This window comes from Laribacter hongkongensis DSM 14985, from assembly GCF_000423285.1.
Classification (GTDB): domain Bacteria; phylum Pseudomonadota; class Gammaproteobacteria; order Burkholderiales; family Aquaspirillaceae; genus Laribacter; species Laribacter hongkongensis.
Map to the genome: position 1 here is coordinate 37,884 of NZ_AUHR01000002.1, position 13,265 is coordinate 51,148.

Annotated in this window: 8 protein-coding genes; 4 read left to right on the forward strand and 4 right to left on the reverse strand. The window is 66.5% G+C overall.

The window, feature by feature from the left end:
- Nucleotide 1: 1 nt before the first annotated feature.
- A complete protein-coding gene (lpxB, locus tag G542_RS0101715; RefSeq protein ID WP_027823212.1) occupies nt 2–1,162 on the forward strand; it encodes a lipid-A-disaccharide synthase in 1,161 nt (386 codons plus the stop codon).
- Between the two features lie 128 nt (nt 1,163–1,290).
- Entirely contained in the window at nt 1,291–2,937 is a 1,647-nt protein-coding gene (locus G542_RS0101720) for a formate--tetrahydrofolate ligase (RefSeq protein ID WP_012697747.1), read from the forward strand.
- Nucleotides 2,938–3,364: 427 nt separating this feature from the next.
- Here G542_RS0101720 and hrpA read toward each other — a convergent pair whose 3' ends face one another.
- Genes hrpA through G542_RS0101735 form a run of 3 tightly spaced genes read right to left on the reverse strand, consistent with a single transcriptional unit; the run spans nt 3,365 to nt 10,235 of the window.
- Nucleotides 3,365–7,264 carry an ATP-dependent RNA helicase HrpA gene (gene hrpA, locus G542_RS0101725; RefSeq protein WP_027823213.1) on the reverse strand — a complete coding sequence of 1,300 codons (3,900 nt, stop codon included), beginning with the start codon at nt 7,262–7,264 and terminating at the stop codon, nt 3,365–3,367.
- A gap of 57 nt (nt 7,265–7,321) precedes the next feature.
- Nucleotides 7,322–7,996 (reverse strand): response regulator transcription factor, encoded by a 675-nt coding sequence (locus G542_RS0101730; protein ID WP_012697745.1) that lies wholly within the window; start codon nt 7,994–7,996, stop codon nt 7,322–7,324.
- On the reverse strand, nt 7,962–10,235 hold the full coding sequence (locus G542_RS0101735; RefSeq protein ID WP_162142319.1) for an ATP-binding protein: 2,274 nt from the start codon (nt 10,233–10,235) through the stop codon (nt 7,962–7,964). The genes G542_RS0101730 and G542_RS0101735 overlap by 35 nt, the downstream gene beginning before the upstream one ends.
- A 231-nt stretch (nt 10,236–10,466) precedes the next feature.
- Here G542_RS0101735 and G542_RS0101740 point away from each other — a divergent pair, with 231 nt between their 5' ends.
- Nucleotides 10,467–11,246 (forward strand): alpha/beta fold hydrolase, encoded by a 780-nt coding sequence (locus G542_RS0101740; protein ID WP_027823214.1) that lies wholly within the window; start codon nt 10,467–10,469, stop codon nt 11,244–11,246.
- A gap of 16 nt (nt 11,247–11,262) precedes the next feature.
- On the opposite strand, the gene G542_RS0101745 is transcribed toward G542_RS0101740, so the two are convergent.
- Nucleotides 11,263–12,060 (reverse strand): 3'-5' exonuclease, encoded by a 798-nt coding sequence (locus G542_RS0101745; protein ID WP_027823215.1) that lies wholly within the window; start codon nt 12,058–12,060, stop codon nt 11,263–11,265.
- Nucleotides 12,061–12,200: 140 nt separating this feature from the next.
- Between G542_RS0101745 and pdhA the strand changes: the two genes are divergently transcribed.
- The gene (pdhA, locus tag G542_RS0101750) at nt 12,201–13,262 is read left to right on the forward strand and encodes a pyruvate dehydrogenase (acetyl-transferring) E1 component subunit alpha (protein WP_034984839.1); all 1,062 of its coding nucleotides are present in this window, start codon (nt 12,201–12,203) and stop codon (nt 13,260–13,262) included.
- The last annotated feature ends 3 nt before the right edge of the window (nt 13,263–13,265 follow it).

Genomic DNA, 13,265 nt, shown 5'->3' on the forward strand with positions numbered 1-13,265 from the left:
CATGACGCTCTTTCACCGACCCGGAACCTTTCGTGTAGCCCTGGTCGCTGGCGAAGCCAGCGGCGACGGGCTGGGAGCGGCCCTGATGGCCGCTCTCAAGCAGCAGCGCCCGCACATCGAGTTTGTCGGCATCGGCGGCCCGAAAATGCAGGGCGAAGGGCTGGTGAGCCTGTACCCGCAGGAAGCGCTGGCCGTGCGCGGCTACGCCGAAGTCATCAGGAGCCTGCCAAGGCTCCTGAAAATCCGCTCCGGACTGATCGACGCCCTGCTGGCCGACCGGCCGCACGTGTTCATCGGCATTGATGCGCCCGACTTCAACCTCGGGCTGGAAGCCCGGCTCAAGCGCCGCGGCGTGCGTACCGTCCATTACGTCAGCCCCTCGATCTGGGCCTGGCGCGGCGAGCGCATCCACAAGATCCGCCAGTCGGTCGACCACATGCTGGCGCTGTTCCCGATGGAGCCCGCGATCTATCGCGATGCCGGCGTGCCGGTTACCTACGTCGGCCACCCGTTTGCCGACGGCTTCGCGCTGGATCCCGACCAGCCGGCTGCCCGTGCCCTGCTCAAGCTGGGCGAAGGGCCGGTCTTTGCCGTGCTGCCCGGCAGCCGGGTCAGCGAAGTCGACTACATGACGCCGCTGCTCCTCGAAACCATCCGGCGCCTGCTGGCAGCACTGCCTGATGCGCAGTTTGTCGTGCCGATGGCCACCCGGCCCACCATGGACCGCTTCCGCCAGCTGATCCGCATTCACGGGGCGGAGGAACTGCCGATCCGCGTACTGTACGGCCATGCGCGTGAAGCCATGGTTGCCAGCGATCTCGTGCTGGCCGCCAGCGGCACCGCCACGCTGGAAGTGGCCCTGGCCAAACGGCCCATGGTCATCAGTTACCGCATTTCCAGTACCACTTACCGCATCGTCAAGAAAAAGCTGCGGCTGCCCTATGTCGGGCTGCCCAACATCCTGGCCGGCCGGTTCGTGGTGCCGGAACTGCTGCAACATGAAGCCACGGCCGCCAATCTGGCACAGGCTGCGCTTAACGCCCTGGCCGACCGGCCCTACCAGGCATGGCTGGCCGGCGTGTTCCGCAAGCTGCACCTCGAACTCAAGCGCAACGGTGCCGAAGTGGCCGCCCGGGCTGTCATCGAGGTTGCAACCCGCTGATCCAAACGGGTTTGTCCTTACCCCGCCTGCGTATTGCGGCGGGGTTTTTCCTGTCCGCGATTCGCGTCCGGCATGACGGGTTTTGGCGATAATCCCGGTTTCTGCCATTCCGGTTTTCCTGCCAAGCCATGCTTTCCGACCTCGACATTGCCCAGCGTGCCAGCCTGTTGCCCATTACCGACCTTGCCAGCCGGATCGGACTGGATCCGGCCGAGTACGAGCCCTATGGCCGTGCCAAGGCCAAGGTCACGCTGCGTGCCGACCGGCCCCGCGGCCGGCTGATCCTGGTCACCGCCACCAGCGGCACGCCGGCCGGCAGCGGCAAGACCACGGTGTCGATCGCCCTGGCGCAGGCCATGCAACGCCTCGGGCAGTCTGCCGCACTGGCCCTGCGCGAACCGTCGCTGGGGCCGTGTTTCGGCCTCAAGGGGTGCGCCACGGGGGGCGGTTACGCCCAGCTGCTGCCGATGGAAGACATCAACCTGCACTTCACCGGCGACTTTCACGCCGTCACCAGCGCCAACAACCTGATTGCCGCACTGATAGACAACCTGCGCTTCCAGCAGCCGGAAACCCCGGTGGCCGAAGTGCTGTGGCGCCGGGTGCTCGACGTCAACGACCGCGCCTTGCGACAGGTCGTGACCGGACTGGGTGGTGGTGCCAATGGCGTGCCTGCCGAAACCGGCTTTGACATCACGGCAGCATCCGAAATCATGGCTGTCCTGTGCCTCGCGGAGGACGAAGCCGACCTGCGCCGCCGGCTGGATGCCCTGGTCCTTGGCTTCCGCTCCGACGGCACGCCGCTGACCGGCCGGGAACTCGGCAGCACCGGCGCCGTCATGGCGCTGTTGCGGGACGCGGTCAAACCCAACCTGGTGCAGTCGCTGGAAGGCAATGCCGCATTCGTGCACGGCGGACCGTTTGCCAACATCGCGCACGGCTGCAACTCGGTAGCGGCAACCCGTGCAGCCCTGTCGGTGGCGGACTGGGCGATTACCGAGGCCGGCTTCGGCTCGGATCTGGGCGCAGAAAAATTCTTCAACATCGTCAGCCGGCAGACCGGGCTGGCGCCGGCTGCCGTGGTGCTGGTCACCACGCTGGCTTCGCTCAAGTGGCATGGCGGCTGCGAGCTGGCCGACGTCAGGCAGCCCCAGCCGGCAGCCCTGATGCAGGGGCTGGCCAACCTCGGGCGCCATCTGGACAACCTGGCCGGTTTCGGCCAGCGCGTCGTTGTGGCGCTCAACCGGTTTGCCGACGACAGCGACAACGAAATCGCCATGCTGGCCGAATACTGCCACCAGCGTGGTGCAGCCTTTGCACCGTGTGACGGCCATGCCAGGGGCGGAGTGGGTGCCGAGGCACTGGCTTGGGCCGTGCTGTCGGCCGCACAGGCGCCGGATGCGCCGGTGCAGTTGAGCTACGCCGACGACGACAGCGTGCCCGACAAGCTCGATGCCATCGTGCGGAAGGTGTATGGCGGCAGCGGTGTCCGGCTCAGCGAAGCCGCCCGGCGCGACCTGGCGCGTATCGAAGCCATGGGGCTGGCTCACCTGCCGGTGTGCGTGGCCAAAACGCAGTTTTCCTTTACCGCCGATTCCAAGCGGCGCGGTGCGCCGGACGGTTTCAGCCTGCCGGTGACGCGGCTGATTCCCTGCGCCGGCGCCGGCTTCATCGTGGCCATGGCCGGCAGCATCATGCGCATGCCCGGGCTGTCGAAGTCACCGCAGGCGCTGCGGATCGACATGCAGGACGACCGGATCAGCGGTCTGGCCTGAGCAGGAACGGTCGGTCCCGTAGCCTTTACCGACGGAATACTCGGTCTGCCAGGCACCCTGGCCGGTGCCTGTGCGCGGACCAGCGCAGTACATGCATTTGGGGCTGCCGCAGTACGCCAACCGGATTGCCGGCCCGGCCTGCAGGCGGGAGTCTGGCCGTCCTGGTACATGTTCCCGACGGAGCATGTGCCGGTGCTTGCCGCCGCCAGGCCCGGCGCTCATGTGCGGGCCCGTGGTAGCTGGTGCTGGTCTGGAACGGTCGCAGCGGCATGGTATGTCGAACATCCGGAGCCGCTGACCGCAGCCGGCCGGGCAGGATTCACGCCCACGAAAGCGGAGAGAGCGGTTCGCTGACAGCCGCTGCGGCGCAGCATGGTGCTGGTCCGGGCTGCTCATGACGGCCAGGTTTTCCTGCCTGGCCGTAAAGTCATCGCCGGCCGGTGTTGCTGCCTGCCTGCAGCCGGAGATCAGCCCAGGCTTTTTCCAGCCGTTTCACCGATACCGGGAACGGCGTTTTCAGCTCCTGCGCAAACAGGCTGACGCGCAGTTCCTCGATCAGCCAGCGGAAGTCGCGCAGCACCTGCGGTGCGCCTTCGCGCGCGTCCAGCTCGGCCACCTTGTCGGCCCAGCGTTGCCACAGGGCGGCCACCTCGGCGCCGCGCTGGCCGTCACGCTGGCTGTTGCTGGCGTACTTGTCCATGCGCAGCTGCTTGGCTTTCAGGTAGCGCGGCAGGTTCGGCAGCTGTGCCCACGGCGTGGCGGCCAGAAAACCCGGATACACCAGCGCGCGGATTTCCGGGCCGAGCTTCGGGCCCAGCCGGTGCTTGTCGGCCATCTGCGTGGTTCTGGTGTATTCGGCGGCAATCGCGGTCAGGTATTGCGTGACGGCCTGCGTGACGGCCGGCAGGCGCGTGCGAGCGCGCTTTTTCTGCTCGTCGAAGGCTTTCTGGCTGCGCGGTGCGTCGTCGTCGCCGATAAAGGCGCGGTCGCAGATGCAGGCCACCGCGTCGTCCAGCAGCGCGTCGGCGCTGGCGACACCGCGCAGTTGCAGGGCGATCTGGGTAAAGCCCGGCAGCCCTTTGGCGAGCTGCTTCATGTGTTCCTTCAGCTCGCGGCGCAACAGGCGCACTACTCCTTGCCGGTGGGCGGCGCAGGCTTTTTCCGGCGTGTCGAACAGGCGCAGGGCCACCCGGTCTTCCTCGCAGGCCAGCGCCGGATAGCCGGTCAGCTGCTGGCGCCCGCGGGCGAACTGGATGCTTTCGGGCAGGTTGCCCACGTCCCAGCCCTGCACGTCGTCACGCTCGAATTCGTGGGTGCTGTCGCGGAAGGTGAGTTCGGCGGCGGTGCCGAACTGCTTTTGCAGGGTGACGAGGTCGCGCCCCATGCCCAGCTCCTGCCGCCCGTCGTCGAGCACGCGCAGGTTCATGCGTGCATGGGCCGGCAGCTCGGCGGTCTCGAAGGCTGCCGGGTCGACTTCCACCCCACCGGTTTCGCGCAGGATGAAGCGTGCCAGCTGCGGGCCGACCGGCTGGTCCTGTCGCGGGCCGGTCGACAGGAAACGGGTAACGAAATCCGGCACCGGCACACAGGCACGGCGGATCTGTTTGGGCAGCGCCTTGATCAGCAGGGCGAGCTTTTCGCGGATCATCCCCGGCACCAGCCACTCCAGCCGGGCCGGTTCCAGCCGGTTGAGGATGGCCAGCGGCACGTCGACCGTCACGCCGTCGAGCGGGTGGTTCGGCTCGAAGCGGTAGCCCAGGCGCAGGCGGCCATCCGGCGTGTCCAGCCATTCGGGGAACTGTTCTTCGGTGATGTGTTCCGCCGCGTGCTGCATCAGGTAGTCGCGATCGAGGAACAGCAGTTTCGGGTCGGCTTTTTCCGCGCCTTCCCGCCAGGCGTCAAAGCTGCGGGCGTCGCAGATGTCGGCCGGAATTCGCTCGTCGTAGAAGGCGACCAGGGTTTCCTCGTCCACCAGCACGTCCTGGCGGCGCGCCTTGTGTTCGAGTTCTTCCACTTCGCGGATCAGGCGCTGGTTGTGGCGGAAAAACGGTGCCTGCGTGTGCAGCTGGCCGTTGGCCAGTGCCTCGCGGACAAAGATCTGCCGCGCTTCGGTGGCGTCGATGCGGCCGTAGCTGACGGTGCGGCGCGGCACGATATTGAGGCCGTACAGCGTCACGCGCTCGCTGGCGACCACTTCGCCGCGGGCTTTTTCCCAGTGCGGCTCGAAGTAGTGGCGCTTCACCAGATGCATCGCCAGGGGCTCAATCCATTCCGGCTCGATCCTGGCCACCGTGCGCGCATACAGGCGGCTGGTTTCGGTCAGTTCGCCTGCCACCAGCCATTTCGGCTTGCTCTTTTTCAGGCCGGAACCGGGGAAGACATGGAAATGGATGCCGCGGGCGCCGAGGTAGTCGTCGCCTTCCATCGACTTCATGCCGAGGTTGCCCAGAAGGCCGGTCAGCAGTGCCTTGTGCAGTTGCTCGAAGGTGGCCGGGGTCTGGTTTTCGCGCAGTTCGAGGTCGTGGGCGATCTGCGCCAGCTGGCCATGCAGTTCGCGCCATTCGCGCAGGCGCAGGTGCGACAGGAAATGGCTGTGGCACAGCTCGACCAGCTGGCGGTTGGATTTCTTGTGCTTGAGCGCGTCGTCAAAGAAATCCCACAGCGCCAGAAAACCGAGAAAGTCCGATCGTTCGTCGGCAAAGCGAGTCTGCGCGCGTTCGGCTGCCTCGCGGGCATCGAAGGGGCGTTCGCGCGGGTCCTGGATCGACAGCGCCGACACCAGCACCAGCATTTCGCGCAGGCAGTGGTAGTCACGCGCTGCCAGCAGCATGCGGCCGATTTTCGGGTCGACCGGGATGCGGGCCAGCTCGCGGCCCAGCGGGGTGAGTTCGCCGCGCTCGCTGACCGCGCCGAGTTCGTGCAGCACGTCGTAGCCGTCGGCGATCAGGCGTGCCGATGGCGGGTCAATAAAGGGGAATTCGACCACCGCCCCCAGCCGCAGCGATGCCATGCGCAGGATGACGGCGGCGAGGTTGGAGCGGACGATTTCCGGGTCGGTAAAGGCCGGGCGGGCGTTGAAGTCGTCTTCGGCATACAGGCGGATGCACACGCCGGCGGCGACCCGGCCGCAGCGGCCGGCACGCTGGCGGGCGGCGGCCTGCGAGATTTTTTCCACCAGCAGCTGTTCGACCTTGGCGCGCGGGCTGTAGCGTTTGATGCGGGCCAGGCCGGTGTCGATGACGTAGCGGATGCCGGGGACGGTGAGCGAGGTTTCGGCGACGTTGGTCGCCAGCACGATGCGCCGGCCGTTGCCGCCCTTGAAAATGCGGTTCTGCTCTTCGTTGGACAGGCGGGCAAACAGCGGCAGCACTTCGTAGCGCACGGTGAGCCGCGCCTTGCGCAGCGCCTCGGCGGTGTCGCGGATTTCGCGCTCGCCGGGCAGGAACACCAGAATGTCACCGGAGCCGAGGCGGGCCAGTTCGTCGACGGCATCGACAATGGCGTCTTCCATGGCGAGGTCGCGGTCGTCTTCATCCTTTTCGCCCAGCGCCCGGTAGCGGACTTCGACCGGGTAGGTGCGGCCGGACACTTCGATGACCGGGGCGCCGTTGAAGTGGCGGCTGAAGCGTTCGGCGTCGATGGTGGCCGAGGTGATGATGATCTTGAGGTCGGGCCGGCGCGGCAGCAGCTGGCGCAGGTAGCCGAGCAGGAAGTCGATGTTGAGGCTGCGTTCGTGCGCCTCGTCGATGATGAGGGTGTCGTAGGCTTCGAGGTAGCGGTCGGTCTGGGTTTCCGCCAGCAGGATGCCGTCGGTCATCAGCTTGATGAAGCTCTGGTCGGAGGTGCGGTCGGTAAAGCGCACCTTGAAGCCGACGCCCTGGCCGATCTGCGTGCCCAGTTCTTCGGCAATGCGGCTGGCCACCGAACGCGCCGCCAGCCGGCGGGGCTGGGTGTGGCCGATCAAGCCGCGGGTACCGCGGCCGAGTTGCAGGCACAGCTTGGGCAGCTGGGTGGTCTTGCCCGAGCCGGTTTCGCCGCAGACGATGACGACCTGGTTGGCGTCGATGGCAGCCAGCAGTTCGTCCCGCTTCTGGTTGACCGGCAGGGCCTCGTCAAACGCGGGCACCGGCAGGCGCTCGCGTCGTGCAGCCACTTTGTCGGCCGATGCCTGTGCGGCAGCCAGGAGCTGCGCGGCCAGCCGGTCAGCCGGCTTGCCGGCCTTGATCCGCTCCGCAAGTTCGCGCCGCCGGCGCAGAAGGGCGTGGCGGTCGCGGACCAGGCAACGGGTCAGCAGGGCATCGATCGGGGCAAGCAGGTCGCGGGACATCGGCGGCGGCACAGGGCAAAAAACGCGCGATTATACGCCGCCTTGTGCCGGAGCCGGTCAGGCTGACGCCATGGCATTGAGCCGTTCAGCCAGTTTGCGGTCGGAAAGGGCGGTCAGGTACAGCCGCACGAGGTCGGCCAGCGTGACCACTTCGAGCTTGTCGTAGATGTTGGCGCGGTGGGCTTCGACCGTGCGCGGCGACAGTTCCAGCAAATGGGCGATTTCCCGGCTGGACATGCCGTCGACGATGTAGCGGACGATCTCCAGTTCGCGCTTGGACAGGCGGGTGAGACGTTCTTCCACTTCGCGCGTCTGCGCCTGCTTGGTGTGACGGCGGATGCTTTCCTGCACGGCGTGGCGCACGGCGGATACCAGCGCCAGTTCGTCGATCGGCTTGGTCAGGAAATCGATGGCGCCGGCGCGGAAGGCGTGGCTGCACTGCTGCACGTCGCCGTGCCCGGTCAGGAAGATGATCGGGATGTCGAAGTCGGCCGCAGCCAGTTCGTGTTGCAGCTCCAGTCCGCCCATGCCGGGCATGCGCAGGTCCAGCACCAGACAGGCGATCTGGCCTGGCTGGTAGGTCTGGAGGAAGTGGCGGGCCGAATCGAACGGCTGGGCGGTGATACCGTGCGAACGCAACAGCAGGACGACCGAGTCGAGCACGGCCGGGTCGTCGTCGACCACGTAGACGGTCGGGTCAAGCTGCTGTCGGGGAGGCATCGGATGGGACATGGCGGGATTCCACTGAAGACGGAGTGTTGAGCGGCAGCTCGATCGTGAACACGGCACCACCGGCGGCCTGGTTGGCCGCACGGATGCGGCCGCCGAACGACTCGATGATGGTCTGGCAGATGGTCAGGCCCAGACCCATGCCTGAGGATTTGGTCGTGTAGAACGGTTCGAACATGCGGTCGGCATGTTCGCCCAAACCGCAGCCATTGTCACTAATCGTCAGGCGAACGTGCTGTTCTGCATGGCTGGTGGCAAGGTGGATGCGTCCCCACGGCGCCACGGTCTGGATGGCATCCAGCGCATTGCGCAAAAGGTTGAGCACGACCTGCTCGAGCTGGATGGCATCGGCGATGATCGGCGGCAGATCGTGGCTGAGCGCGGTATCCACCGTGACTTCGTGGCGGCGCACGTCGTATTCGGCCAGTGCCAGCACGTCCTTGACGACCTGGTTCAGGTCGACCGGCGCCAGGTGGATGGGCTGGCGGGCCACGAAGGCGCGCAGGCGCTTGAGGATTTCGCCGGCACGCTGGGCCTGGGTGGCCGTGGCCGACAGCGCATGCCGCAGCGTCGGAAAATCCGGCTCGTCTTCTTCGATGAGGCGCAGGCAGGCCTGGTTGTAGTTGACGATGGCTGCAAGCGGCTGGTTGAGTTCGTGGGCGATGCCGCTGGCCATTTCGCCCATGGTGTGCAGGCGCGCCACATGCGCCAGATGGGCCTCGTGCTCGTGCAGGCGCCGCTCGCTTTCTTCCAGTGCCTGACGTGCCCGCTGGCGGACCGGGCCCATGTTGCGGAAGGCGAACACACCGCCGATTACCTGGCTGTTGGGATCGAACAGTGGCGAAATGTTGCCTTCAAGCAGGATTTCCTCGCCACCGGGATGCAGCAGCAGGCTGTTGTCGGCGAGGTCGATGGCATGTCCGCTGCGCAGGCAGAGCCTGAACGGATTGGCGGGCAGGCTCTGGGCGAAGTCGTAGCGCAGCCGCACTACCTGGTCGATCTGCTTGCCGATGGCTGCACTGGCCGACACGCCGGTCAGGGAGGCTGCCATCGGATTGATGAAGTCGATGCGCTGCGACAGGCCGAAGGTAATGACACCATCGTTGATGGCCTGCAACGTGACGCTGGCCCGTTCGCGGCTGGTGTAGAGCTCGGCAGCTGCCAGCCGTCGCTGTTCTGCGGTTTCGCGGCGCTGGATCAGCCAGGCCGTCAGCAGGGCGGTCAGCAGCAGGCCGGCGGTGGCGATCAGGGCAAACAGCGACAGGTTGAGGTCGCGCAGGACAATGTCGCGCTGGATGTCGAGGGTGAAGGGCTGGTAGTTGGATGCCAGCGTGCGGCTGAACTGCAGGTCGCCCGTGATCGGTGGCACCCGTTCGCCGCGGTTGTCGAAAATCAGCGGCGGAGCGGTATTGCTGCCGGGCCGGCGGTAATACAGGCGGACCCGGCTGGGCAGTTCTTCCAGATCCAGTTGCGACAGCAGCCGGTGGGTGTCGATCACCAGCAGGATGGCGAAATTGCTGGAGGCATTGCTGTACGCCTGCACGTCGCGCAGTTTCAGGGGCAGGCTGACTGCGTAACCGGGCTTGCCGTTGAACAGCCGGTAGGGTGGCGAAGCCACCACCCGGCCGTGGGCCAGCGACTGGCTGAGGGCCGAGCGCAGGGGGCGGGACTCCAGTGCATCCAGTCCGAGCGCTGATCCTGGCAACACGCGGGGAGGTGCGACAAAGATGACCGGCAGGTATTGCGGCCGGCGGGGCGACACCTGCCAGTTGCCGTCAACGTAATCACGGATGGTCAGGGCGGAGCCGGCGCTTTGGGCCAGGTCACGTTCGAAGGCCGGTCGCTGGGCGTGGTCCACCCGTTGCAGGACATCAATGGCAAAGAGATGCGGGTACTGTTCCAGCAGGGTGCCGGTAAAGGTGTTGATGTCCCGGTAATTGAGGCCGTCAAAGGTGGAAAACAGGGCGGCCAGGCTGTTGAGGGCGGCTTCGTTCTGGTCAAAACGCTGGGAAACCTGCTGGTACAGCGCTTCGCTGTCGTGCATGAAACCGCGTTCGAGCCTGGCGTGTTCATTGCGGTACCAGCTCCACAATGCCACGCACTCGAACAGCAGGAAGAACAGCACGACCAGCCCGACATCCCGGCGGGACAACACCCGGTATCCGCGCAAACCGGCGGGCTGGGGTGAGGTCTCGGTGTCGGTGTTCATGAATGCGGGTGTGGGCTGTGATCGCGGGATCATGACATGCGTAAGCCGGATTGCACAATTTTTGTGCGGTGTTTGCCTGGCGTCCGGGCCGGCTGTGGCGGGAGGGGGCAGTGTCCGGTTTGCTGCTGTCCCTGTCCGCCGGCATGCCGGGCATGGCCCGGGGATGCAGGGCCGGACGCCGGTCCGGCGGTGCATGCCGGTTACGTGCCGGAGAGGACAGTATGCTAACCTGCAATATCCGTCAAACGATCGTTTTAAAAGCCGATGCGCCCAGCCCTGCACTTTGCCCACGCCAACAGTTATCCGGCCGGTTGCTACCGCAAGCTGTTGTCCCGTCTGGACGATGCTTTCGACGTTCATGCCATCGAGCGCATCGGTCATGACCCGCGCTATCCGGTCAGCGACAACTGGCCGCACCTCGTTGACGAAATGGAGCAGGCCATTGCCGCCGTCGGTCGCCCGGTCATCGGTGTCGGACATTCTCTAGGCGGGGCGCTGACCGTCATGGTGGCGCTGAGGCGGCCCGACCTGTTTCGCGGGCTGGTGATCCTGGATTCGCCCCTGATGTCGCCGTGGCGTTCACGCGGATTGTGGGCGGCCAAACGGCTGGGCCGGATCGAGGCCATCACGCCGGCCGGCGTGACGCTCCGGCGCCGCGATGCTTTTGACAGCACCGATGCCATGCAGGCGTATTTCGCTGCCAAGCGGCCGTTTTCCCGTTTTGATCCGGACGTGCTGGCCGACTATGCCCGGCTCGGCAGCGAGCCCAGCGACGGTGGCGTACGGCTGGCCTTCCGGCCGGAAATCGAATACCGCGTGTACTGCACCCTGCCGCATGTCTGGAGCCGGCTGGCCCGTCCGCTGGCCATGCCTGCGGTCTACGTGGTCGGCCAGCAGACCGACGTGATCAAGCCCGCAGACCTGCGCTTCATCCGGCGGCGGCTGGGCATGCAGGTGGAGCCAGCGCCTGGCAGCCACCTGTTCCCGCTGGAATATCCGCTGGCGACGGCCGATCTGGTTACCCGGCTGGCTGCCGGCTGGTAGGGCGGGGCGTGGCCGGTCAGGCTTCGGGCCAGGCAGCAAGGAATGCCGCCCAGTGCGCCTTGCCGGCTTCGGTACCGATCCAGTCGCGGACCAGGCGGATTTCCGTGGCGTATTCCGCCGGCGTCAGCGAGCCGCGCATCAGCTGGAAACGCAGGTACACCAGATAGGTATTGGCGGCATCGGTTTCGCAATAGTCGCGGATGTCGGCCAGCTGCCCGGCCTGGTAGGCCGGCCACACCTGGCTGCCGTCCATGCCGAGCTTGCCCGGAAAACCGCAGAGCCTAGCCATGTCGTCCAGCGGGGCATTGGCGCGGGGCTGGTACATCGCCAGCAGGTCCATCAGGTCCTGGTGCCGCTGGTGGTAGCGGCTGATGTAGTTGTTCCACTTGAAATCACGGCTGTCGGCAAAATCGCCGTCCCCCATGTCCCAGTAGCGCGGAGCGGTGATGCCGTGGATCAGCGCGCGGTAGTGCAGGGCTGGCAGGTCGAACCCGCCGCCGTTCCAGCTGACCAGCTGCGGGCTGTAGCGGCCGATCAGGTCGAAAAACGCCGCAATCATGTCCGCTTCGCTGCTGTCCTGCTCGCCCAGCGTGCCGATCCGCAGCTTGTCGTTGCCCCAGCGCAACACGCAGGAAATGGCCACTACCCGCTGCAAATGGTGCGGCAAAAAGTCCGAACCGGACTTCGCGCGCTGGCGTTGCAGCGCCCATTCGGCCACGTCGGCGTCCGGCATGTCCGGCGACAGCTGGCGGACTGCGCGCAGTCCGCTGATGTCGGGGATGGTCTCGATGTCGAAGGCAAGGACGGGCGACATGACAAAACTCCGCAAAATGAATGGACGGCATTGTAAACGTCTGCCCCGGCTGCCGCGCCGCAGCATGACAAATCTTCCGGCAATGCCTATCCAGCAAGTAGTGCTCCCGCATGACAGCGGGGATGACCGGGAGGCAGTGCATGCACACGATAGCGAGTTTTACGGTCGAAAGGCAGGACTGGCTGGATGCCGGTGGCCGGCTGGCTGCCCGTCCGGCCGGGTTTGATCCGGCGGCCCTGGTGCCGGTGTACCGCGCCATGACGCTGACCCGCGTGTTCGACGCGCGGGCAGTGGCCTTGCAGCGCACCGGACAGCTGCGTACCTATCCCTCGTCGCTGGGCGAGGAAGCCAGCCGGGTCGGATTGGCGAGCGTCATGCGGGCGGAGGACGTGCTGCTGCCGACCTACCGTGACACCGGGGCCCTGCTGTGGCGCGGCCTCGCCCTGGGCTGTGTGCTGCTGTACTGGAGCGGTGACGAACGCGGCAGCGACTTTGCCGGGCCGCGCGAGGATTTTCCGGTGGCTGTGCCCATTGCCAGCCAGTGCCTGCATGCCGTGGGCGTGGCGGCGGCCTTTGCCTACCGGCGCCAGCCCAAGGTGGCCGTGTGCTGCCTGGGCGACGGCGCCACCTCCAAAGGTGATTTTTACGAGGCCGTCAACGCCGCCGGCGTGATGAACCTGCCGGTGGTGTTCGTCATCGTCAACAACCAGTGGGCGATCTCGGTACCGCGCCAGCGGCAGACCCGGGCAGAAACCCTGGCGCAAAAGGCCATCGCGGCCGGCGTGCCGGGCGTGCAGTGCGACGGCAACGACATCGTGGCCGTGCGGCAGACCGTCGGACAGGCCGTCGAACGGGCGCGTGCCGGCCACGGTGCCAGCGTCGTGGAATGCCTGACCTACCGGCTGGCCGACCACACCACGGCCGACGACGCCCGCCGTTACCGGCCGGAAGCCGAAGTCAGCGCCGCCTGGGCCGGTGAACCTCTGGTACGGCTGCGGCGTTTCCTGACCGCCGAAGGGCTGTGGACCAAAGAGGACGAAGAAGCCCTGCTGGCCGAAACCCAGGCCGCCGTCCAGCAGGCCGTCACCACATACCAAGCGGTGGCGCCGATGCCGCGCAGCGAGCTGTTCGACCGGCTCTACGCCAGCCTGCCGCCCGACCTGCTGGCGCAACGTGACCGTTTTGTGGCCGAAGGGGACTGAAGC